The following is a 21,353-nucleotide window of genomic DNA, read 5'->3' on the forward strand; positions in this document are numbered from 1 at the left end:
TACAACGCTGCCTTATCGAGCAGCCAAGAGATACGTTCGTCCTCGTCCAGAGCGGAGCTGCCATCCACGACATAGAGCGCTAGCTGTAGTTCCCCGTGAGGTTGTGAACGCGGGCTGCGGGTGTTGAGCCGCCGATTCCGGTGTGGGGTCGGTGGTGATTGTAGTGATGGAGCCAGTGCAGGTAGGCAGCCGCGCGTGAGTCTTCGTCGGCGTAGGCGATGGCGTAAGCCCATTCGGTTTCCAGAGTGCGGTTGAACCGCTCGACCTTGCCGTTGGTTTGCGGTCGGTAGGGGCGAGTCTTGCGATGCTGGATGGTGCCGAGCGCGTCGGCGAAGTCGTTGGATCGGTAGCAGGCTCCGTTGTCGGTCATCACGGCGGTGACGGTGATTCCGGCATGTTGGAAGAACGCATTCGCGCGAAGCCAGAACGCGGCCGCGGTCTCTTTGCGCTCGTCGTCGAGAATCTCCGAGTAGGCCAACCGGGAGTAGTCATCGACGGCGTGGTGCAGATAGCGGTAGCCCCGTGAGGCGGGCGCTCCTCTGCGGGCAGCGCGCGAGCGGGCGGCTCCCGCTCGGCGGTTCTGCTCCGAGACGCGGCCGTGTGCCCTCCAGCCTCCGCCGTCGGGGACGCGGCCCTGCTTCTTGATATCGACGTGGACGAGCTGGCCCGGCGAGGCGACCTCGTAGCGGATCGGTTTCGGTCTGCGAACCGGTAACCCGGTGCTGGCGTCAAGATGGGTCAGCAATGGCATCCGGTAACGGGCCAACACCCGACCGACCGTCGAACGGTGCAAGCCGAGGTGATACGCGATCCGATGCGGACCCCACCGGCGCGTGAAGCGCAACGCGACGATCCGCCGCTCGACGCGCCGACTCAACCGCGACGGCGATGTCGATGGACGGCAGCTGCGATCAGTCAACGGCAAACCAGCCCGGTAACGGTCAGCCCACCGCTTCGCCGTGGCCGGCGAGCACTGGAACCGATCCGCAGCACGCCGCAACGGCCAGCCCCGCTCCACGACCAGGACGGCAAGACGACGACGCCCCTCCGGCGTCAACGGTGCATTAGCGTGAGTCACGAAGACCTCCGAGAACGATTGGTGTGTGGTAACCCACATCGTTCCGGAGGTCTTCGCCTAAGTCACGCGTTCACAACGTGTCGGGGAACTACAGCTAGCCGTTGGAATAATGGTCGGTTCGTTTCCCACCAGCGTGTTGGAAGCTCAGGTCGAATTGGGGACGCCAAGTCTGCGTACGCCCGCAGTCCATCGATTACGGCATCGATCGGGTGGCGAAAGCTGTCTTGTCCGTGAGGAGCAATGGACGATCGCCGAGAAGAAAACTGATCCCACTCGCGCTTGCCGTGGAAGGCCTCCAAGAGGTCGTAGGCCGAGGCAAGCGCATCCTCCAGCATGACGCCCACGAGGGAATCACCGTGTGGTGAATTGTCCACTAGCTTGATGATGTGGGCTGTCAGCGAGTGCTCATCGGTAGCCCATTCGACGTCCGCATCGGGTAGGGCCAGGGGATGATCCGAATCGTCGAGAAACCATCGACGCTTCAGTTGAAGATAGGGCCGGAGGCACGCGCGAATCACGGAAATGTCGATCGAAGGGCCGTCAGAGCTATAGGGAAGTAGGTGTTCCAACGCTCCGGGCGATGACTGGCCACCGATTGACGTGGCAATAAAGGATTTCCAACGCCTTCCAGCATCGGCGTCAAGCTTCGCAAGCTCGTCAGCGGTCCAAGCAGAGCCTCTGAAGAGGTTGTCCGAAAAGGTTTGGCCGACTCGCTGAACAGTCTGGAGCGCGGCGCCATGGAGTTCGGGCGAGGCGATAAACATCTGACAGAACCAGGTTCCCAGGACGGCGCTCGCGTCGGTCAGAGCGCCGGAACGAAACAGCGCCGAAAAGCTTTCATGTCCCTCGATCCATCGCAGCCAACTCACCCGCATGTCGAGTTGCGCTTCAGTAGTCGCCTGAGCAAACTCTTGCGCCCCTTGGGTCGTTCGGAGTCGGCCCATCAAGTAGTCGCGTTCCACCGGCGTGAGTTTCGGGCCGGCCGTCACGATATCTCGCATCCGCGCTCGGTGCTCAAGTTGACCCATTCGGGCTCGATCCCCCCACGCTTCGAAAGCTGACACAAGCGCGCCGTGATCGCGTCCTACGACGGGGTATTCAATCGGGACTATTCCGAGGTATTCCCATTTCGTGTCGTCTGGGGCGCTCGTAAAGGCAAAACGGGTGTTCGGAGAACCTTCATCCCGAGACGGCAAACCAAGCGCGAGATATCTCATGATGACGTCGTCATGGCTATAGCCGACGAACACGACGGTGAACCGGTCAAACATGGGAAGCAGGAAGCGCGCCGCCCACGCGTCTGTCATGTATGCCCGGCCGAAATCGCGGTCAGTCAGGATCATGTCCATTTCGGAACGCGTGACTGAGCCATGCAAGTGGACGAGCCCCTCGAACGACCGTCCTAGCGGTAGAGCGGGCGCAAACCACGTATCTCCGATTGGCATCGCGGCGTCACGAGCAGCACTTGCCAAATGGTCGTCGTAGTTAGTGGTGACGACTCGAAACGTACCGCTCGCGTTCGCCAAATCAACGATCGCCCGGTGCAAAGGGCTAAATCTTGATTTGGGATCGCTTATGAGCTCCTTAGCGTGCTGATGTGCGTTGAATCCGCCTGGCAGAGATTCCAACGAGCCGATAAAGAAGTCGAATCCCCCGCGTTTTGAGAATCTGTGCGATGCGCGTTTTGCTAGGGCCCTCGCAAGATTCTCAAACGTGGGAAGGCTCGACGGAGCCCCCGCCGAGGCTCCTGCCCCGACGAAGAAGACAAGCGTTCCGTTGGCGTGAGCCTCCACGACTTCTTCGGGAAGATCTACTTTGCTGGTCACGTACAACGAGAACTCCGTACCTAGCCCCGACGCTGCTAGCGTCTCTAACGATTAGTTGGTGTCGCGTGATCAGGCTCGCAGAATGCGGCGGTCACGACCTGCCCCAGAAGGGGCGGCAGTTCGTCGAGGCGGCGCTTCACTTTCCGCACCTCAGACTTCCTTCTTCCCGGTCTATTCGTCCCTCGTGCGATAATCGCTGCCATGATCACCGCCGTTCCTGTAGATGTGCAGGCGATTGGGCGCGCCTGCGAAGCACACGGGGTCCGGCGACTTCGCATCTTTGGCTCGGTGCTCAGCACAAACTTCGACGCAGACAAGAGCGATGTCGATTTTCTCGTCGATTTTCTGCCCGGGCGCGGCGGCCTGTTCCACGACTACTTCGAGTTGAAGGAAGAGCTGGAGCGGATTGTTGGTCGCGGGGTCGATCTGGTCGACGCCGGCGCTGTGCGCAATCCATACTTCGCAAGATCCGCGTTCGGCAGCGCCGAGGATCTTTATGCTGCCTGAGTCGCCGGCATTCCTTTGGGATGCGCGCGAGGCCGCGACGAAAGCCGCCTCCATCGCACAAGGTCATGAGCAAGCGGAGTATCTAGGTGACTGGGTGCTGCAAGCCGCAGTCGAACGGCAACTCGAGATCCTCGGCGAGGCGCTCAAGAATCTTCGCGCGGCCGACTCTGAGACTGCGGCTCGGATCCCCAATGTTCACGCGATCATCGCGACGCGAAACATCCTTGTGCACGCGTATGCGCAGGTGGATCAGCGGCGACTGTGGGAGATCCTGATCGATGACCTCCCGGAGCTGATACCGGTGCTCGAAGGCTTGCTCGTCGAAGTCGATGAGGCGGAGACGTCACTCCAAGACCGCGATGCTGGCCCGAGGGCGTAGGCCCAAACACTTTCCCAGCGTGCCCACATTTTGCCCACAACCGTGTGAGATCCAGTTAGATCCAAACGATCGCTAGTGAACCAAAAGGCGCATAATTCCGCGGATTTTCGAGCGTACGAACCCCCTCCGGCGGCCCGTATCCGGGTTCAAGTCCCTGGGGGCGCAACACCGCAGGTGGCGCGAAGCCCCCGATCCCTTGGAAACATTGAGATCGGGGGCTTCTTCGTTTTCGTGGGTGGGTGCGCGATGAGGCCGTCTGCCCACCTCTGATTTCGTCGCTGCGTGTTGATCAAGTCTTGGAGCACTGGCAACCGTGGAGGACTGATGATGGTCAGCCGACGCGGCCCGCGTTAGAGTCCCTGCATGGGCGAACGGATCGAGCACTTCCTCGACTGGGCTGCTCAGCCGAGCGACCTCAGCGGCGGGAAGGACCTGCGGGTCTTCTGGAATTCCGTGCCTCATAACGAGGACGAGGCCTCTGCCGACGATAAGAACTGGGCCGCCAGCGAACCGGACCTTGACGCGCCATAAGCTGCTTGCGCCAGAAATAGCGAGCGGAGCGCCGCCTCGTGCACTAACCAGGTGAAAGAGTCGAAGCCGTCACCGACGCCGGTGAATTCAGCATCCGATATCTTCGTCTCCGGTCCGGTCGCCACCATCCGGCTTCTTCGAGCCGACCGTCACCAAGCATGCGAAAAGGGGAGTTGTGCGAGTCCGAGTCCTTACCCGGTGGGTCGCGTACTACGCGTTTGCCCTCCTCTGGCTGATCTTCCTGGTGTTCATGATGATCGAGCGGATTGGGACATCATCGCTGGGTTCATCGACGGAGCTGACCATCGGGATGGTGGTGTTCGGCGGAGTGCTCCTCGCCGCGGCCGTTGGTTTCCCGTTGTGGGTCCTACCGAACGTTCGATGCCGCGCCGAGCTACGTCGTCGCTATCCCGATGCGGTCGCGCTCGTCGCGCGACGCGATGATTTCCGCGCATTCATCGACGTGGACACGCTCGACATCCCGTACCGGAGAATCCCGTACTTCCTCACGGTAGTTGCAGATCGAGAGTCACTCTCCGCCTGGGCAGGGGGCGATCCGGGGGAACAGCCCCGAGAACTCGTTTCGATTCCGTGGCTCGTGTTGGCTCCATTCGAGCAGGCCGCGACTGAGGGAGTGCTTCCGCAGTTCGTCCTGCGTTCTACCGCGCAGTGGAACGGCGAAGAGCAACCGCTGCAGTTGACGCTGGGCTCCAACGCATTCGGCGGCCTCTTCCCACAGACCTACGGAAGTTCCCGCGCAGCCCTCGCTGCGCTGGACGCGCGCGCCGGCTCGTTCGAGGACGAGTTGCCGCAGGCATGACACCTAATGCGGTTGAAGAGGCAGGCGGCGGAGGACGTCACGCGCCGGAGCGCAGACCCGGAGATGCCTGGCGCGAATTCGTGCTGGCCTCGGTCACGTCATCGGCAAGCTCGTCGATGCGGTCGTGAGTGCGCTCATACCTTGACGGATTGTGGTCCTCGCGTGACGGCGATGAGGGCTGCGAGGACGCTGCGGTAGAGGTCGTCGGTTCGTTGGTCGTATTCCGCTCCGCGGGCCGTGTCGGAGAAGGCGATGTCGTTCCAGGATCCCATCCCGCCGAATACCCATGATTTGACCGCCGCGGCCAGGAGCTGGCGTGACTCCGGCGGAAGGCCCTCGGGGGCGAGGTCAGGGTGGTACGGGATCACGGGCTCGGGTGCGTCGAGCAGATGCAAAGCCTCCGTGAACCAGGCGGCCCAGTCAGCGATGTCGACGTCGCCTTCCGCAAACCCTCTGATCCCATCGAGCGCGGCCCGGAGATCGTCTCGTGCCGACGACGATGCAGGTTGTGGGAGGGTGGCGTCCCGTTGTGTGGTGGAGTTTCTCGACACCGTGCGGGATCAGCTGTTGGTGATTATGCCGCAGTGAGTTCGGGGATTGCCACCTCCTCGGTTTGAACGTCCAGGAGCTTCATGGAGTGTTCGCTGAAGTAGCGGCGGTCGGCGCCGTCCCATTCGTCGTGTTGCTCGATCAGGACGTGCCCGGCCAGGCGCAGCAGCGCGGCCGGGTTGGGGAAGGTGCCGACGACGTCGGTGCGGCGTTTGATCTCCTTGTTGACCCGCTCCAGCGGGTTCGTGGACCAGATCTGCCGCCAGTGCGCGACCGGGAACCCGGTGAAGGCGAGGAGGTCATCGCGGGCGTCCTCGAGCATGTCCGCGACCTTGGGATGCGAGCGGGCTAGCATCCGGGTGACCTCGCCGAACTGGGCGATCACATGCTCGGTGTCGGGTTGGGCGAAGATCGTGCGGATGATCGAGGCAACCATGGGACCGGCCGTCTTCGGGACGTTGGCGAGGACGTTGCGCATGAAGTGAACGCGGCAGCGCTGCCAGGCCGCGCCGGCGAACACCGTTTGGATGGCGGCGATCAGACCGGTGTGGGCGTCGGAGATCACCAACTTCACCCCACCCAGCCCGCGCGCTTTCAGGGAGCGCAGGAAGCTGGTCCAGAACGGTTGCGACTCCGTCTCGCCGACCTCGAACCCGAGGACCTCCCGGCGCCCGTCGGCGGCGACACCGACCGCGACCACGACCGCTTGGGACACCACCCGGCGGCCGACGCGGGCCTTGCAGTAGGTGGCATCCAGGAACACATACGGGTAGGTCGTGTCCGTCAGCGGCCGGTCGCGGAACGCCGCGACGTCCTCGTCCAGGTTCGCGCAGATCCGGGACACCTCCGATTTGGAGATCCCGGTGCCGGCGCCGAGCGCCTTGACCAGATCATCGACCTTCCGGGTCGAGACCCCGTGAACATAAGCCTCCATCACCACCGCGAACAGCGCTTGATCGACCCGGCGGCGCCGCTCCAACAGCGACGGGAAGAAGGAGCCTTGCCGCAGCTTGGGGATCTTCAACTCCAACTCGCCGGCGGTCGTGGTCAGAGCCCGGGGTCGGGTGCCGTTGCGCTGGGCCACCCGATCGCTGGTGCGTTCGAACGGGGCGGCGCCGATGAACGCGACAGCTTCCGCGTCGATCAATTCTTGGTACAGGGTTTCGGTCGCGACCCTAATCCGGTCGCTGACATCGGTGAGTTTGAGTTCCCCGAGCAGCTCGAGGAGGGCAGACTGGTCAAGAGCCATCGTGCGTTGTGTCCTTCCGTGAGATTCCTAGACAGTTCTCACTGACCATCGCACGATGGCTCACTGCGTCAACGACGTGACACTCAAGCCCAAGAACTACACCACCCCAAGGGACGCCACCTGCTTCACGTATTGAGAAGGGTAGGTGACTGTGAGCTCGGCGAGCTGGGGAGAATACGCGGAGGATCCGTTTCGGGCTCGTCTCGTTCGATCGTCGGTCATCGGCAATGTGGTCTGGGGTGCGTTCGTCGTTGTCGTCGTCGTCGCGCTCGTTGTGGCTGCGTTCGCAGCCCTGGGCGTCTCGTGGCTCAACTGGGTCGCGATTGGGTTGGCACTGATCGCCTCATACGCGGCGCCGCTCGTCTTCCTGAGCAGGTCGCGCATTCGGCGCGACATCGAAGCACGTCTCACTGCCGCAGGTGTTAGGTTCTCCGGGCGTCCGCCGACGTACTCTGCTGCGGCATTCACCAGGTGGATGACACGAAATGCTTTAGACGCTGAGTCGGTGCGAGCCGCGCTGCGGGCAGCGTAGATCACTGGCTCGTCGTAGCGCGGATCTGCGCCTTCATACGGTGGATTCGGCCGGCATGGGATTCGACTCCCGTGCCCCACCGGACCGGCCGCGCGAGACGCGGTTCGCGGGGCGTCCGATGTGCCAGAACGCCTCGAACGCCCCACACACGGCCCTTTCCGGTCGCGGTCGCCACAAGCCGGTGATCTGTGCGGGCAGCGGAGAGAGCGCGACGGGACGTGACGCGGGAGGCCTCCGCGCACGGGCCGGGACGGAGTCGAGCACCTCACCATGCTCGAGCGTCAGGATTCGCGCCACTCGGACTCCTCTTGAAAGGCGCCTCATTCGGGCGCGCACACAGCCGTGAGCACGCGGCTGGAGCGCCCCAGAGCGGGCCGCCGATCGAGGAGGGTGAATGAAGATTCGGACTGTCGTGACGACACTTGTCGTCGGGGGCGTTGTCGCGGCGCTCTCGGTCCTGGGCGCGGGCGTCGCCGAGCGGGCCTCCGCAGCGGACTGTGTCATCCCGAGCCCGGACATCTCGACGACGTTGACCGATACGACCTCCGGAACGAACGCTTCGGTGAGCGCCAACGACGTCTTCCGTTGGGACACCGCTCTGTCGAACCTGGATGGCCTCCCCGACGGGTGTTCTGCCACCGCGTCGATCGACCCGTCCGTGTTCTACGGGCTGCAGCCGATCACTCTCTACCTGAATGCGGACGGGACGGGCTCGACCACCGCGCACGGCGACTCGGTCGCCGCGATGGCCGTCGATCCGACCACCGGCACGCTCACCTTCACTCTGACCGGTTATGCGGCGACGCACACCGGTGTGAGCGCGCACGGGTACGTGACCGCCTTCGTCAACGAGTCGATCCAGCGCGGAGTCACCCAGCCGATCGACGCGACCGTGAACGGCGTCGTCACACCCTCGGGACGATCACCGGGGCCGTCTGCACGACGGACTGCGCCACGCTGCCCACGACGGCCGGGAAGTGGGGGAACGAGAACTCGGACGGCACCGGCAGGGTGACGATCCAATCGCCCACGGTCCCGGCCGCCGGCACGACGGTGACCTTCGCCGACACGCTCACCTCGCCCGGACAGGCGATCGCCGACGTCGACGGTGCGATGGTCTTCGACTGCCTGGACGCGTGGGGCGACCCCGGTGTCGTCCAGCCGGACGGGAGCTGCCAGCCCGGATGGGAGACGGTCCCCGTCACGTCCGACCCCGGCGGCTCTTACTCGGTGGTCACCACCAAGCCGAACCAGGTCGTCCAACTGTGGCTCGGGATGGCCTTCACCGGCGGCGGGCCCTGGACGGACTCCGCCGACGTCAGCGTGGACGGCGCCACCTGGAACGCCCAGGCCACGATCACCGCCTACGGCGCAGGCGGAGGTGCCGGCGGATCAACGCCGACGCCGACACCCGCTCCCACGCCGACACCCACGCAGACGTCGCCTCCGACCCCCACTCCCAGCGAGACTCCGATTCCGGTTGCGACACCCGGGCAGACTCCGCCCAAGACGCCCTCGTCCGCTCCCACCGCCGCGTCGACATCGACGCCCGGACCAGGACCGGCGGCTCATCCGTCGGCACCGGCCGCCGGGTCGGCGTCAGGCGCGAGCACCCCGTCAGCCGCAACGCCGGACGGCACGAACTCGTCCCTTGCGCACACCGGATCCGACATCGTCCCTCTCGCGACCGTCAGCGCTATCGGGTTGGCTGCCGGGCTCGCATTCATCGCCTTCGCGCTGCGCCGCCGGCGAAGCGAGAGCCATCGCTGACCAGAGAAACGCGCGCGCGGAGCGGCTGGTCCTCACTGCGGCGTCGTCAGGTCGGCGACAGGCGCGAAGGAAGTCACGCGAGGCCTCCGTCCGCGCTGTCGTGTCGGCCGCCGACGAGCTCGATCCATTCTGAGTACGTGTGGTCATGCCCGAGCGGGCAATCGCACGGGATCCGGGTCCGCTCGCCGATACCGAGCTGAATGGATTCGATGTGCGGCGTGGCGGCGACCACGTTCACGTGCTCTTCGTTGCTGATCATGCGTCCTGTCCGGTTCGTGGCTGGAGTGCGGCCGGCCTCCCGGGAGGCACCCGCAGAGCCTCCACTTCACAGAGGCTCCGTGCCGCCGACGATGACGCCGCGCCCAGCAGTACAGCGGGGGTGATTTCCTCGGCGCCGGCCCCTCGAACCTGTGGATTGGCTGATCGCGCGTCACTGCGGCCGAGCTCAGCGCTCCCATATTCGCTGGGAGGACCCGGAGCTCCGGTCCTGTCGCCCGCATCGATAGTTCACCCGGAGTATCACCCGAGGAGTCAGCCGCACATGAGAAGGATGGACACCGTCACAGTCCCACGCCATCGAGGCCGAACCGCGCGACTGCACGCCCGAGCCATCATCGCGATCGCGACGGTGGCCGCCTTCGTCTGCGCCGGGGCGATCGTGGCGGCCGCCGGGCCCGCGGGCGCCCCCGCGCAGGCCGCGACCGGCTCGAGCTGTGGGATGGCCACCACTGCCGGCACCGGCATCTACGCGAGCTCGCTGTGCTGGCTCGACATGAGCGGCTACAACAGTGTCCAGGCCACATCCGCAGCGGGCGAGCCGATGACGGAGACCCTCCCGGGCGGCTACACGGCCACCTTCACCCTGAACGTGTCCGGCCAATCGGTGGCCCCCTCGCCCCTCCCCACCTACGGCGCGGCCTACCTCGGCAACGGCGCGTACGCCGGCGTGCCCGGACAGCCGGCCCTCTATCAGCCGCAGGGCCCCGCGAACAATCCCGCGGGCAACCAGACGGTCGTGACGATCTCCAACGTCACCGTGACCGACCGATTCGGCCACGCCGTCAGCAACTTCTCGCTGATCAGCGCGGACGCTGAGAGCACCGACTACCCGGTCGCCGTCGCCTACCCGGAATCGATCTCCTGGACCGCGACCACGCCGCTGTCCTCGATCCAAGCACTCGGCAACGCGTGCGGGGGCGGCTTCACGGGGGCGGGGACGACGACCGTCACCTGCACCGGCGGTGGCATCGGGAGCCTGCAGACGAAGACCGGGACGCCCGTCGTGGCCGCCACCAACCCGGCTACTCTGCAGGCCACGCTTCAGGCGTCGACGTCCAGGCAGGCTGTCGCGTTCGGGTTCCTGTTCGAGAACATCACCCTGACCAAGCAGGTCGTGGGCGGGACTCCGGGCGACTCGTTCACAGTGTCGGTGTCCGACGGTGCAGGCAACGTCCTCGGCAGCGCCACGACGGGCGGCGCGTCGTCGGCCACCACCGGCTCGGTGTTCCTCATCGGCAACGTCGCCGGGTCGTCCTTCACCATGAAGGAGACGGCCGCGGCGGGGAGCCTGATCGACTACGCCCAGAGCTGGTCCTGCACGAGCACACCGAGTGCGACCGGGGTTCAGCCCACGTTGCCGGCCGGGGGCGCCGGCGCGAGTGCGACCGTGAGCCTGCTCCTGGGCCAGTCCGTGAGCTGCACGCTCACGAACACGGCCCTCACCGCCGGGGTGACGCTGACCAAACGCTGGGTCGGCGCCCTCACCGGCTCCACCGCGGCGCTGACGATCGGCGGCCCGGCCGTGACCGGGGCCGTGAGCAGCACCTCGACCGCGGGGACCGGCCCGAACCCCGACACCGCGAACGTCGCCACGGCGACCGCGAACCTCGGAAGCACGGTCACCCTGGCCGAGGCGATGGGCGGGACCGCCGCGACCTACGCCGCAAGCTACGCGTGCACCCAGGCCGGCACCGGCTGGACGGCCACCGGCGCGACGTTCACCATGCCGAGCGCGGCGGGGGCGGTGAACTGCGTGGTCTCCAACGCCACCACAGGACAGACAGTCCAGGTGGACAAGACCTGGATCGTCAAGAACCCGAACGGGACGGTCGTCGGCACCTACAACATCCCGGCCCAGGGAACGGACACGGCGCCCACCCCTCCGGCCGGCTTCTCCGCGGCTCCGACCCTCACCGGACAGGCCGCTCCGTCATTCGGCGGCACCTACGGAGGCTACGTCGTCGGCCAGGCGGTGAGCGTCGGCGAGACCTCCGTCACGGTCCCGCCCGGATGCACGCTGACGTCCGCGGCACTCACCGCGGTGAACGGCGCCGCGCTCGGCACGCCCGCGGCGCTGCCGTACCCCGGCACCCTCACCGCGACGCCGGCGCCCAACACCTTCACGATCACCAACACCGTCGCCTGCACGCAGACGCTCACGCTCGTGAAGAAGGTCGCCTTCGGCAGCGTCGCTCCCACGGCCTGGACACTCACCGCGACCGGCCCCAGCGGAGCCCTGCCCGGCCCGAACGGGACGACCGGCGCCGCGGCTGCGACGAACGTCGGCGTCACGCCGGGCGTCGCCTACGCGCTCGGGGAGGCCTCCAACGCTCCGGGCGCGCAGAACTACGTCCCCACCGCCGCCGGCTGGGCCTGCGTGGCCGGAGGGACCTCCGTCACGGTCTCCGGCGGGGCGGTCACGGTCGCCTACGGGCAGGCGGTCACCTGCACGATCACGAACACGACGGCGACGATCACGCTCCTCAAGCACATCCAGAGTCCGGGCGGCGGACTGACCGCCGGCGAGTTCACGCTCACCGTCACGCCGCCCGCCGCGCTCGGCGGCGCGACCTCCTTCGCCGGATCGGAGACCCCCACGACGGCCGACACCATCGAGGTGAAGCCCGGTGCGAGCTACACGCTGAGCGAGCAGGCGCTGTCGTCCACCACCGCCTACCTTGCGCTCGGACTGCAGCAGTCCACCGACGGTGGCACCACCTGGACGCCGGTCTCCGGTAACCAGGTGACCGCCTCGCCCGGGACCCAGCAGCTCTACCGGTTCGTCAACCAAGCCGTCCCCGCTATCGCCCTGCCGCTCACCGGCGGCCTGGGGACGGATGTCATCGGGTTCTCCGCCCTCGGCCTCCTGGCCGCCGCCGCCGTGCTCCTCGCGGCGCAGACGCTGCGGCGAGCGCGAGCCCGGCGATCCTGACGCCCCGATCCCACCCCACCCCACCCCACGATTCCCCACCCCACCCCACCCCACGATTCCCCACCCCAGGAAGAACAGGAAACCCACCCATGAACAACGCACCCACCCGTGGCCGGAGGCGCCGGATCGGCGCCCTCCTGGGCGCCGGCGCTCTCGCGCTGGTCGGGGTCGCCGCCATCGCCGGACCCGCCGACGCGGCCACCGGCAACGTCCCGGCCGGTCCGTACACACTCACGATCACCAAGCTGGCGAACCCGGCGACCGGCGGCACCCCGACGAACGGGACGCAGCAGAACGTGAGCAGCCTCACTCCGATCCCCGGCGTCGTGTTCAGCATCGCGCCGGTGAACGGCGTCGACCTGACCACGGCCGCCGGCTGGACCACGGCCGCGGGCCTGACGGTGAATGCCTCCGGTCAGGTCGTCAATGGCGGCACCACATACACCACCGGGACAGCCGCGAGCCTGACGGAGACGAACAGCAGCGGCGTGACGACCTACTCCACGTCCACCCCCTCCGTGTACGAGGTGACCGAGACCAGCGCCCCGGCCGGCACCGAGCTCGGCCAGCCCTTCCTGGTGACCCTGCCGCTGCCGCAGAGCAACAACTGGCTCAGCAACGTCTACGTCTACCCGAAGAACACGGTGCAGGGCGCACCGGTCAAGACGGTCGACGACACCGGCGCCTACGGTCTCGGATCGACCGTGAACTGGTCGGTGGCGGCCACGGTGCCCAACCAGAAGGCGGGTGACCCGCTGACCCAGTTCACGATCGCGGACGCTCTGGACTCCCGGCTCACCCCGCCGGCCGCGGCGAACGTGACCGTCTCGCTGGCGTCGTCCACGGGCACGGCGATCTCGCTCCCGGCGGCGGACTACACGGTCGCGGTGTCCGGCCAGACGGTCACAGTGACCTTCACCCCGGCCGGGCTGACCCTCCTGACGGCGAACCCCGGCGCGGTCGTCACCGCGAAGATCCCGACGGTCGTCAACGCGGTCGGCACCGGAACGATCCAGAACGTCGCCAACCAGACGATCCAGTCCTCCACCACGCAACCGATCACGACGCCCTCGAACTCGGTGCAGGACACCTGGGGCGATGTCACCCTGCGCAAGGTCGACCCCAACGGCAACACCCTCTCCGGGGCGCAGTTCCAGGTCTTCACGTCGTCGGCGAACGCCAGCAGCCTCACCAGCCCCGTGTCGGTGGGCGGAGCCACCACGTTCACGTCCGACGCCGGCGGTACGGTCGCGATCAACGGCCTCAAGGCGCAGACCGACGGCACCGGAGCCGACCTGACCTACTACATCGTCGAGACGCAGGCCCCCGCCGGCTACACGGTCGCGCCGGCCTTCGCCAAGGCCGCCGGCGGCTACGCGGTGACGGTCGCACCGGGCAGCGCGAACCCGACGATCACCGTCACCGACCCGCAGACGCCGCCGATCGCGCTCCCGCTGACCGGTTCCAGCGGGACCGCCGTGTTCGTGGTGGGCGGTCTCGCCCTCCTGGCGCTCGCTGCCGCCGCAGGAATCCTCGTCGTCCGTCGCCGCCGGGCCGATGCCGACGAGGTGACGGCCGGCGCTGCCCAGCAGTAGCCGTCCACCGTGGAGGTGGCGCGGCGGGGAGGCTGACCCGCTCCGCCACCTCCACACCTTTCTCGTACGAACAGCTCAGGAGCGACCCCGATGACCTCCGCACTCCCGCCAGAGCGCCGCGCCCGACGACGCTGGCGGCTCTCGCCCCTCGCCGCGGTGATCGCCGTCCTCAGCGTGCTCGGTGCGAGCGTCGCCCTGTACCCGTCGACAGCGAGCTGGTTCACCTCGATCCAGGAGGCCCAGCGGATCGCGACGTACGGCGACGCCGTCAAGGTTCTCGGACCGGCGAGCCGCACCGCCGCGTTGAAGCAGGCCCACGCCTACAACGCCGCGCTCCAGAGCGGCGCCGCCGTGAAAGCGGACGAGCGCATCCCGGTCGCCACCGGCGCCACGCTTCCGAGCGGATTCGACTACGACAGGCTGCTCGCGGCCGACCCGTACGGACTCATGGGCCGCATCGCCATCCCCTCGATCGGCGCCGACCTCCCGATTTACCACGGCACCAGCGACGCCACCCTCGCCGAAGGCGTCGGGCACCTCGAAGGCAGCTCCCTCCCCGTCGGCGGCCCGGGCACCCACGCCGTCCTCGCCGGCCACCGCGGACTCGCCTCCGCCACCCTCTTCACCAACCTCGACAAAGTCGTCGACGGTGACACGTTCTCCCTCTACATCTTCGGCGAGACGCTGACCTACCGGGTGTTCGACATCAAGGTGGTCGACCCCGATCAGACCAAGACCCTCGCCCCGGTACCGGGGAAAGACCTGGTCACCCTTGTGACCTGCACCCCGATCGGGATCAACAGCCAGCGCATCCTGGTCACGGGGAGCGCGTGACCCCTGCGCCGCAGACCGCGGTCGCCGCCGGCGCCGAGTGGCCCATCGGGCCCGGGTTCCCGTGGTGGGCCGTCGCGCTCACGGCCACGGTCGCGGCCGCAGCCGCGTACGTCTGGTGGTCCGGGCGCTCCGTCCAGCGCCGTCGTCGCGCCACTGCTGCGCCCAGAGGTGTCTCGAAGAGCACCCGCCGGGTCCGGAGGCCGAGGGCCGCCCGTGGCTGAGTCGCGGCTCAGACACCGGCGCAGACGCCGTCGTGTGGGTCCGGTCCGTATCGCGGTGGCCGGGGCGCTCTGCGTCGCCGCGGTCGTCGCCGGCGGCTGGACAGTCTCGACCGTCCTCACCGAGCAGAGTTACCCGAAGGACATGCGCGGCGCCCCCGTGGTCCTGCCGCAACCGTCCGAGGCGGTGCGGGAGAAGACCGACGCGGTCGCGCAGGTCGCCGGCAGAACGCTGCGCGTCCCCGCCACCGGCCTGACGGTGCCGCTCGGCGAGCTCAACGAGGTGGACGGCGTCATCGACCCGCCCGGCTTCTCCTCTGCCTACCTCGTCCGCAACTACGGCGCCGGCCCGTCCCACGCCGCGTCCGGGACGGTGTTCGTGGTGATGCACTCCTGCCGCGGGGGAGCGGTCTGCCCCGGGAACTACCTCATCGACGTCGACGCCGGCACCTCATCGCTGAAGGCCGGCGCGGATGTCTACGTCGCCGGACTCCACTACCGGGTCACCGGAGCGGAGAAGGCCTACAAACCGGACGTCCACACGAACGCCCGGATCTGGGCGAACGCGCCGGGACGACTCGTGCTCCTGACCTGCCTGCAGGTTCCCGACCAGACCGAGTCGATCGACAACATGGTCATCACGGCGCAACTCGTCGGCTGACCCACGGGCCGCCGAGTCCGGTCATCGGTACCCGCCGCCGCCCGCCCGGCCGGTTACCGCCGGACACGGCGTGCCCTGACGGAGGCCAGCGCCACGGCGGCGACCCCGACGAGGACGGCGGCCAGCGCGGCGAAAACCGCGTCCGGGTCGAAGGAACTTCCCGTGTGCGCGAGTGCAGTGATGGTGCTACGCGACGGCGGCGACGTCGGGGGCGGCGTCGCCTGGGTGCCGGACACCGGCGCCGGCGGGCTCACCGAGTGCACGAGCGTCGCCGTGTTCGTCAACGTAACGGCATCCACCGTGCCGTCTCCGAGGCCGAAGCCGTTCTGCGAGAAGGTCGGCGAGGCCCACTGCAGACCGGCCGCCCCGTCGGCGCGTCTTCGGTGAGGTGCACGGTGGAGCCGGTCTCGAACGGCGGACTCGTCCAGGTCGCACCGTCCGCGACGGTGAAGGTCCCAGACGCCGTCGCGCCTTCAGGGGTGGTCACGGTGTAGGTGCCGGTGAAGGCGAGACCCGTGACAGGGGCGCTCGGCCAGTTCACGTGCTTGGTGACGGCGAACCGACCGACGGCGGTACCGGCAGCGGTTCCGTGGCCGCCCTCGTAGACCACGGTCCCGCTGACCGGTGCGGAACTGCTGCCGTCGGTGGTGATGGTCGCCTGGTTCGTGTAGGTCCTGGTCCCGCCCTGGCCGGCGTCGGTGGGCTTGGTGGCGAAGTGGATGTCGTAGAAGTAGCCGGCGTCGGTGGTGAAGGTGACGCTTCCCGCGGAGTCCACGGTGTACATGCTCGGGTCCATGAGCTGCCATCCGACGGTGGTCTGGTAGCCGTCCGCGCCGTACGCGACCTGGTTCGTGCGGTAGATCATCGGGAATGTCCCGGAGGCGGTCGAGGTGACGAGCTGCTGGTTCGGTCCGGGCGTGTCATCGACCTGGACGGACAGTCCGCCGGCCATCCCGCTCGCTCCGGCGCCGATCGAGACGTCCCACTCGATGGTGCCGTCGGCGGAGTTGTACCAGCCCCACTTGCTGTCCGGGCGGCCCGGGAAGGCGCAGTCCTGGGTGCACGTGCTGGTCGGCGGGGGCGTGACGGTGACGGTCGTGGCCTGGCCGTCGACCGTGTAGGTGGTCGGCGTGCTCTGGCTCACCTGGGTGAGCACGGTGACCCAGAACTGGAAGGTGCCGTGCAGATCGAGGGGATGCGATCGGATGTACGCGCTGTCGATGTCGCAGTACAGCTCGGTCGCGGTCACCGTGCACTGGCCGGCGACCGCGCCGGCGCTGTCGGTCAGCGGGAAGGCATCCGTGCGTCCCTGGAGCTCGGTCGGCAGCGGGACGGAGAAGCCGGCAGGCGTCGCCGGGTTGTCCGGCAACGACCAGTCCGCCTGGATGGCGGCTTGGCTTCCGGAGGTCGCTTCGGTGGACGTGAACCGTATGTCCGACACCGTCGCTTCGGTCGCGTAGGGCGGGGCGGCATCGGCGGCGGCCGCGATGCCGAACAAACACATCGAGACGGCCAGGACCGCCGCAGTCCGCAGGGACGTTCGCACTGTGAGACCAACTTTCCGGGGTTCCGCGCCGAAGCGGCGCTCACCGAGGTGATTCCCGCGCTCCGGTTTCATGACGGGGACCCGACCCGTGTTTTCACCCGGCGCGGGTCGTCAGAATCGTCGGGAGCCCGCGTCTGCACTGGTGAAGGACCGACTCGGTCGGCGACCAGGACGAAGGTGACGATGGTGGAAGTCGAGTGGCCGCCTGCGGGCGACATCCTGGTGTGGGCCAGCGGAGGTCACGCGATCCGAGGCATGGTCATCGCCCAGGACGCCACGCTCGGTCTGGTGTGCCTGCTCCTGGACCCCGCGTCGGATGCGCACGCCTGGGTGCCGGCGCGCCAGTGCACGCCGGCGACGGCCGCGCACGGTCCGGCGGACCACCCGGCGTACCGTCGCGCGCTGGAGGATGCCGCAGGGGCGGTGGCGGCGGTCGTGGCGTCGTACGCGGTGGCCGGTGACCTCAGGCGCTGCGCCGGCGCCAGCCGAGCGTACGGGGCGCTGGAACATCTGATCGACGTCGCCACGCTCTGACGCGCCGGCCGATCGCCGGGGCGCCGGTCACAGGTCCACATCGAGCAGACGGTCGAGGTACTCCGGGATCGTGGACTCCTCGATCTGCGCGCGACGGCTCAGCTCGCGCAGGGCTTCGATCGACACGCCGATCAACTCGAGCGGAATCGCGGGCTCCGGTTTCGGCAGGGGGAGCCGAAGCAGCCGGACGTCGTCCAGGAATTCGGCGCACTCCTCCGGGAATACGCCGTGGACGCCGTCGCGGAGATAGATCTGGGCCGGCGCGGCACGCAGGCGCAGGCGCAGTTCCTGCTCGCCCATCCCGCAGAAGCCGGCGAGCTGTCGGAGTGTGACGAATCCGGGCATTTTCTCGATGTACTCCGCCGTGATCACGCGACGCAGTCGTTGCAGCGCGTGTTCGGGCGTCGAGACCCGCGGGTCGAAGCCCTCTCCCACCAAAGCCAAGTGGCGCCGTCCGATGTGTCTCACACCTCTCCCGTCATCTCCCCGCGATGGTCACGACAGCGGATGCGGCTCGAAATGACGCGTCTGCGCGTGTGAATTTTCGGGGCCGGCCGGCGCGTCATCATCCGGGCCGACGGGACTCCCTCAATCGGAGGCGCGCACCCGTTGCGCCTGTTCTACAGCCGACCTGGAGACCGATCCCGTTGTCCCGCCCGAAAGATCACGACCCCGCCGTCGCCACCCGATCCGACGCCGAGCTGCTGTCCGCGACGCGCGCCGGCAGCACCACGGCGTACTCCGAGCTCTGGCGCCGCCACTACCGGGCCGCTCTCGTCGTCGCGCGCTCGTTCACCGCGACGTTCGACCCGGACGACCTCGTCTCGGAATCCTTCGCCAGGATCTACGCGACGATCGCCCGGGGCGGGGGACCGACGACAGGCTTTCGGCCCTACCTCTTCACGACGATCAGGAACACGGCCAGGGGCTGGGGCCGCGCGTCCCGAGAGATCACGATCGAGAATCCGGACGTCTTCGAGGATGAGCGCTTCTCGGAGGAGGGGCAGTTGCACTCCCTCAACAAGTCGCTGGCGGCCCAAGCCTTCCGCACACTCCCCGAGGCGTGGCAGGAAGTCCTCTGGTACACCGAAGTGGAGTCGATGCCGCCGCGTGATGTCGCACCGCTTCTCGGGATGACCCCGAACGCCGTCGCGGCGCTGGCGTACCGCGCCAGGGAAGGGCTGCGGGCGTCGTGGATCCAGACTCATCTGGCGACCGTTCCGGAGCATTCCGAGCATCGCTGGGCGATCGAACACCTCGGTGCCCGGCTGAGGGGACGTCTGACGAAGAACGCTCAACGGCGTCTCGACGAGCACCTCGAAGGCTGCCTCGACTGCACCCTGATCTCCGAGGAGGCCAGCGAAGCGAACCGCCACATCGGCTTCGTGCTCCTGCCGCTGATCGCCGGCGTCGGCGGCGCGGCCGCCTACACGAGCTGGCTGTCGACAGCGTCCGCAGCGCCGGCCTCGGCTGAAACGCTCGGCGTCGCCGGCAACGGCACGCACGCTGCGTCAGCGCACGCGGCGACCCACGGCGCCGCAGCGGTCGCACTGATCACGGCCGCGGCGGCGGTCGCGGCCTCCGTCGTCGCGACGGCTCTCGCGATCGCCCCTCCCCGGCCGATCGAGATCTCGCCCGTCGCCGGCGGCATCCAACCGCCGAGGGCGAGCGCAGCCCCGAACCGTCCGCAACCGTCCGTGCCGACGCCTCCGCCATCGCCCGGGCCTTCGTCCCCGCCTTCGCCCGCGCCATCGCCGGAGCCGAGCCCGCCCGTTCGGTCCCGAGTAGCCGCCCCCGCGCCTGCGGAGACCACCGCGGAGCTCGCGACGAGTGCTCCGCTGCCGCCGATCTCGGTCCCCGGCGCACCGGTCAGCGCACCGCTCCTGGCTCCGCCCACCATTCTCGCTTCGACGGTCGACGCTCCCGCCGACGCTCTGCAACTCACCGGCACTGCCGCCCCTGGCGCCACCGTCGATATCACGATCGCTGCCGGCGCGGGAGCCGCCCGGCTCTCAGCTCGCGCCGTGTCCAGCGCCTCAGGAGGGTGGACCGCGACGCTCGATGTCTCGGCCCTGGCCGACGGGACGTACGCTGTCTCAGCCGTCGCGTCGCTCGGCGAGCACACCAGCCTGCCGTCCTCAACGAGCGTCAGCCTGAAGCGGCCTCCTGGCAGCCCGCAGATCACTCTCATCGACGCCGGAGACGGCCGCCTCTTTCCGATCCTCCGGGGAACCGCGATCCCCGGCGCAGAGGTCGCGGTGACGGCCGGCGGGTCCACCAGCACGGCGACGGCGGACGCGTCCGGCGACTGGGTCCTCGAACTCGATCGTGGAGTGGTCGCCGGGTCCAACGCGATCGGCGTGCGGCAGCAGGCGGACGGCATGACGTCGCCGGAGGTCGAGACCACGATCGCTCTTCGCGCCCCGGCCGTGTCCACGACGGTTCGAGCGGGCACGGAGGTCGTCACGGTGAGCGGCGATCCCGGCGCGACGATCTCGGTCGCTGCCGGCGACGGTGCGTGGCAGTCCGAGGTGCTCGACTCCGACGGTGACTTCGTGGCGCAGTTCCCGGCCGGCACGCCGTCCCGTCTCACGGTGGTGTCTGTGCGTTACGCGGACGCCGGCCGGGAGGGGCTCCTCGTCATCTCCACACTTCCCGCGGACCTCACGGGACAGGGAGGTCCGTCGGTTCCGGCAGCGGCGTCTGATGGATGACCAGGTTGTGCTGGGCGGCGTCGATCGCTGCGGCGATATGCAGGAAGCGGCCCTCTCCTTCCCACGGGCAGACCAGGCACTGGGACCAGAAGATGGGCCCGTCTCGGAGGACGTCGGCCGGACCCAGGGATTCGATCGGGCCGTCTCCCGGCTCGTCCTCGACATCGTCGCCGACGGGCCTCCGACGACGGAGGATCCGTAGCAGGGCGTGCGCCCGGGGTGCGTTCATCGTTCTCCGCTTCACCTTCGAGGTGGACGGGCGCCGGCGTGGTGGGAGCCGGCGCCCTGGTGGGTGATCCGCGGCCCTCAGCACACGACCCGTCGGGGCCGCGAACCCGGCCCCACCATGCAGATCGCGCCCGGAGCCCGGTATGACGCGGGGCCCGCGGGACGATCCCGACGACGCGCCTACTGGTCGCGTGCGCCGAAGCGGGCGATCCACTCGGCGTACGAGTGGTCCTCGCCGATCGGGCAGTCGCACGAGATCAGCACCCACTCGGCGGACACGTGGCCGAGGATGCGCTCGACATGGGGAACCGTGACGGTCTCTTCGTTCTCTGTGGCCATGATTTCTCTCGCGTGGGGGTACGGGGCGCGCTCGATCGTCGTCGGGATGTCCCGCGCGTCGCCCACGCCGCGGGCTCGGCCGGCATCCGATAGGGGACGATGCCATCACGGAAAGAGAGTCCGCTGGTGACCGGGCATGACGCGCAGCCGGCACGGCCGATCGCTGTGAACCATCCACCCGCTCACCCCGTGTACCTGACAGGAGGACGCACGCCGTGACGACCCCGCGGCG

At 68.0% G+C, this 21,353-nt stretch carries 23 protein-coding genes; 13 read left to right on the top strand and 10 right to left on the bottom strand.

Annotated features, from left to right (window positions below; genetic code table 11):
- Positions 1-79: 79 nt before the first annotated feature.
- The gene (locus ACRAWC_RS01015; protein WP_431346078.1) at positions 80-1,078 is read right to left on the bottom strand and encodes an IS481 family transposase; all 999 of its coding nucleotides are present in this window, start codon (positions 1,076-1,078) and stop codon (positions 80-82) included.
- A 62-nt stretch (positions 1,079-1,140) separates the two neighbouring features.
- A complete protein-coding gene (locus ACRAWC_RS01020; protein ID WP_431346079.1) occupies positions 1,141-2,904 on the bottom strand; it encodes an SIR2 family protein in 1,764 nt (587 codons plus the stop codon).
- Between the two features lie 201 nt (positions 2,905-3,105).
- Between ACRAWC_RS01020 and ACRAWC_RS01025 the strand changes: the two genes are divergently transcribed.
- The 4 genes from ACRAWC_RS01025 to ACRAWC_RS01040 all read left to right on the top strand — a co-directional run bounded on the left by ACRAWC_RS01025 (position 3,106) and on the right by ACRAWC_RS01040 (position 5,141).
- Positions 3,106-3,411: a nucleotidyltransferase family protein gene (locus tag ACRAWC_RS01025; RefSeq protein WP_431346080.1), complete on the top strand. Its 306-nt coding sequence runs from the start codon at positions 3,106-3,108 to the stop codon at positions 3,409-3,411.
- A complete protein-coding gene (locus ACRAWC_RS01030; RefSeq protein WP_431346081.1) occupies positions 3,401-3,790 on the top strand; it encodes a HepT-like ribonuclease domain-containing protein in 390 nt (129 codons plus the stop codon). Before ACRAWC_RS01025 ends, ACRAWC_RS01030 begins: the two co-directional genes overlap by 11 nt.
- A gap of 363 nt (positions 3,791-4,153) precedes the next feature.
- Entirely contained in the window at positions 4,154-4,321 is a 168-nt protein-coding gene (locus ACRAWC_RS01035; RefSeq protein WP_431346082.1) for a hypothetical protein, read from the top strand.
- A gap of 244 nt (positions 4,322-4,565) precedes the next feature.
- A complete protein-coding gene (locus ACRAWC_RS01040; protein WP_431346083.1) occupies positions 4,566-5,141 on the top strand; it encodes a hypothetical protein in 576 nt (191 codons plus the stop codon).
- 134 nt (positions 5,142-5,275) lie between these two features.
- Here the strand turns inward: ACRAWC_RS01040 and ACRAWC_RS01045 are convergent, their stop codons facing one another.
- A complete protein-coding gene (locus ACRAWC_RS01045) occupies positions 5,276-5,692 on the bottom strand; it encodes a hypothetical protein (protein WP_431346084.1) in 417 nt (138 codons plus the stop codon).
- Positions 5,693-5,715: 23 nt separating this feature from the next.
- Complete coding sequence (locus ACRAWC_RS01050; protein WP_431346085.1) at positions 5,716-6,939, bottom strand: IS256 family transposase; 1,224 nt, start codon at positions 6,937-6,939, stop codon at positions 5,716-5,718.
- Between the two features lie 926 nt (positions 6,940-7,865).
- Between ACRAWC_RS01050 and ACRAWC_RS01055 the strand changes: the two genes are divergently transcribed.
- Complete coding sequence (locus ACRAWC_RS01055) at positions 7,866-8,486, top strand: Ig-like domain-containing protein (protein WP_431346086.1); 621 nt, start codon at positions 7,866-7,868, stop codon at positions 8,484-8,486.
- Positions 8,483-9,241 (top strand): hypothetical protein, encoded by a 759-nt coding sequence (locus tag ACRAWC_RS01060; RefSeq protein WP_431346087.1) that lies wholly within the window; start codon positions 8,483-8,485, stop codon positions 9,239-9,241. Before ACRAWC_RS01055 ends, ACRAWC_RS01060 begins: the two co-directional genes overlap by 4 nt.
- 73 nt (positions 9,242-9,314) lie before the next feature.
- Here ACRAWC_RS01060 and ACRAWC_RS01065 read toward each other — a convergent pair whose 3' ends face one another.
- Positions 9,315-9,479: a hypothetical protein gene (locus tag ACRAWC_RS01065; RefSeq protein WP_431346088.1), complete on the bottom strand. Its 165-nt coding sequence runs from the start codon at positions 9,477-9,479 to the stop codon at positions 9,315-9,317.
- A 312-nt stretch (positions 9,480-9,791) separates the two neighbouring features.
- On the opposite strand from ACRAWC_RS01065, the gene ACRAWC_RS01070 reads away from it, so the two are divergent.
- The 5 genes from ACRAWC_RS01070 (at position 9,792) to ACRAWC_RS01090 (ending at position 15,760) form a co-directional block, all read left to right on the top strand.
- Positions 9,792-12,452, top strand: a complete 2,661-nt coding sequence (locus tag ACRAWC_RS01070; protein ID WP_431346089.1) for a hypothetical protein — start codon at positions 9,792-9,794, stop codon at positions 12,450-12,452.
- 89 nt (positions 12,453-12,541) lie between these two features.
- Positions 12,542-14,047 (top strand): SpaH/EbpB family LPXTG-anchored major pilin, encoded by a 1,506-nt coding sequence (locus tag ACRAWC_RS01075; RefSeq protein WP_431346090.1) that lies wholly within the window; start codon positions 12,542-12,544, stop codon positions 14,045-14,047.
- A gap of 90 nt (positions 14,048-14,137) precedes the next feature.
- Positions 14,138-14,881 (top strand): class C sortase, encoded by a 744-nt coding sequence (locus tag ACRAWC_RS01080; RefSeq protein ID WP_431346091.1) that lies wholly within the window; start codon positions 14,138-14,140, stop codon positions 14,879-14,881.
- Positions 14,878-15,102 (top strand): hypothetical protein, encoded by a 225-nt coding sequence (locus tag ACRAWC_RS01085; RefSeq protein WP_431346092.1) that lies wholly within the window; start codon positions 14,878-14,880, stop codon positions 15,100-15,102. Before ACRAWC_RS01080 ends, ACRAWC_RS01085 begins: the two co-directional genes overlap by 4 nt.
- Positions 15,103-15,136: 34 nt before the next feature.
- Positions 15,137-15,760 (top strand): class F sortase, encoded by a 624-nt coding sequence (locus tag ACRAWC_RS01090; protein ID WP_431346093.1) that lies wholly within the window; start codon positions 15,137-15,139, stop codon positions 15,758-15,760.
- Positions 15,761-15,813: 53 nt separating this feature from the next.
- Here the strand turns inward: ACRAWC_RS01090 and ACRAWC_RS01095 are convergent, their stop codons facing one another.
- Together ACRAWC_RS01095 and ACRAWC_RS01100 are read right to left on the bottom strand one after the other, a co-directional pair.
- Positions 15,814-16,044: a hypothetical protein gene (locus ACRAWC_RS01095; RefSeq protein ID WP_431346094.1), complete on the bottom strand. Its 231-nt coding sequence runs from the start codon at positions 16,042-16,044 to the stop codon at positions 15,814-15,816.
- On the bottom strand, positions 16,041-17,201 hold the full coding sequence (locus tag ACRAWC_RS01100) for a hypothetical protein (protein ID WP_431346095.1): 1,161 nt from the start codon (positions 17,199-17,201) through the stop codon (positions 16,041-16,043). The genes ACRAWC_RS01095 and ACRAWC_RS01100 overlap by 4 nt, the downstream gene beginning before the upstream one ends.
- Before the next feature lie 288 nt (positions 17,202-17,489).
- On the opposite strand from ACRAWC_RS01100, the gene ACRAWC_RS01105 reads away from it, so the two are divergent.
- Positions 17,490-17,840 carry a hypothetical protein gene (locus ACRAWC_RS01105; RefSeq protein WP_431346096.1) on the top strand — a complete coding sequence of 117 codons (351 nt, stop codon included), beginning with the start codon at positions 17,490-17,492 and terminating at the stop codon, positions 17,838-17,840.
- Positions 17,841-17,867: 27 nt separating this feature from the next.
- Here the strand turns inward: ACRAWC_RS01105 and ACRAWC_RS01110 are convergent, their stop codons facing one another.
- Positions 17,868-18,140 carry a hypothetical protein gene (locus tag ACRAWC_RS01110; protein ID WP_431346097.1) on the bottom strand — a complete coding sequence of 91 codons (273 nt, stop codon included), beginning with the start codon at positions 18,138-18,140 and terminating at the stop codon, positions 17,868-17,870.
- 347 nt (positions 18,141-18,487) lie between these two features.
- On the opposite strand from ACRAWC_RS01110, the gene ACRAWC_RS01115 reads away from it, so the two are divergent.
- Positions 18,488-20,554, top strand: coding sequence for a sigma-70 family RNA polymerase sigma factor (locus ACRAWC_RS01115; RefSeq protein WP_431346098.1), 2,067 nt, complete (start codon positions 18,488-18,490; stop codon positions 20,552-20,554).
- On the opposite strand, the gene ACRAWC_RS01120 is transcribed toward ACRAWC_RS01115, so the two are convergent.
- The gene (locus tag ACRAWC_RS01120; RefSeq protein ID WP_431346099.1) at positions 20,505-20,783 is read right to left on the bottom strand and encodes a hypothetical protein; all 279 of its coding nucleotides are present in this window, start codon (positions 20,781-20,783) and stop codon (positions 20,505-20,507) included. The two genes, ACRAWC_RS01115 and ACRAWC_RS01120, sit on opposite strands and share 50 nt — an antisense overlap.
- 179 nt (positions 20,784-20,962) lie before the next feature.
- Positions 20,963-21,121 (bottom strand): hypothetical protein, encoded by a 159-nt coding sequence (locus ACRAWC_RS01125; protein ID WP_431346100.1) that lies wholly within the window; start codon positions 21,119-21,121, stop codon positions 20,963-20,965.
- Positions 21,122-21,353: the final 232 nt, after the last annotated feature.

It is taken from the genome of Leifsonia sp. L25, assembly GCF_050632895.1.

Excerpts from the sequence above, each read along its gene's own strand:
- ACRAWC_RS01025 (WP_431346080.1), top strand. The coding sequence starts at position 3,106 with ATGATCACCGCCGTTCCTGTAGATGTGCAGGCGATTGGGCGCGCCTGC.
- ACRAWC_RS01030 (WP_431346081.1), top strand. The coding sequence starts at position 3,401 with ATGCTGCCTGAGTCGCCGGCATTCCTTTGGGATGCGCGCGAGGCCGCG.
- ACRAWC_RS01035 (WP_431346082.1), top strand. The coding sequence starts at position 4,154 with ATGGGCGAACGGATCGAGCACTTCCTCGACTGGGCTGCTCAGCCGAGC.
- ACRAWC_RS01050 (WP_431346085.1), bottom strand. The coding sequence starts at position 6,939 with ATGGCTCTTGACCAGTCTGCCCTCCTCGAGCTGCTCGGGGAACTCAAA.
- ACRAWC_RS01055 (WP_431346086.1), top strand. The coding sequence starts at position 7,866 with ATGAAGATTCGGACTGTCGTGACGACACTTGTCGTCGGGGGCGTTGTC.
- ACRAWC_RS01070 (WP_431346089.1), top strand. The coding sequence starts at position 9,792 with ATGGACACCGTCACAGTCCCACGCCATCGAGGCCGAACCGCGCGACTG.
- ACRAWC_RS01075 (WP_431346090.1), top strand. The coding sequence starts at position 12,542 with ATGAACAACGCACCCACCCGTGGCCGGAGGCGCCGGATCGGCGCCCTC.
- ACRAWC_RS01080 (WP_431346091.1), top strand. The coding sequence starts at position 14,138 with ATGACCTCCGCACTCCCGCCAGAGCGCCGCGCCCGACGACGCTGGCGG.
- ACRAWC_RS01105 (WP_431346096.1), top strand. The coding sequence starts at position 17,490 with ATGGTGGAAGTCGAGTGGCCGCCTGCGGGCGACATCCTGGTGTGGGCC.
- ACRAWC_RS01110 (WP_431346097.1), bottom strand. The coding sequence starts at position 18,140 with ATGGGCGAGCAGGAACTGCGCCTGCGCCTGCGTGCCGCGCCGGCCCAG.
- ACRAWC_RS01120 (WP_431346099.1), bottom strand. The coding sequence starts at position 20,783 with ATGAACGCACCCCGGGCGCACGCCCTGCTACGGATCCTCCGTCGTCGG.
- ACRAWC_RS01125 (WP_431346100.1), bottom strand. The coding sequence starts at position 21,121 with ATGGCCACAGAGAACGAAGAGACCGTCACGGTTCCCCATGTCGAGCGC.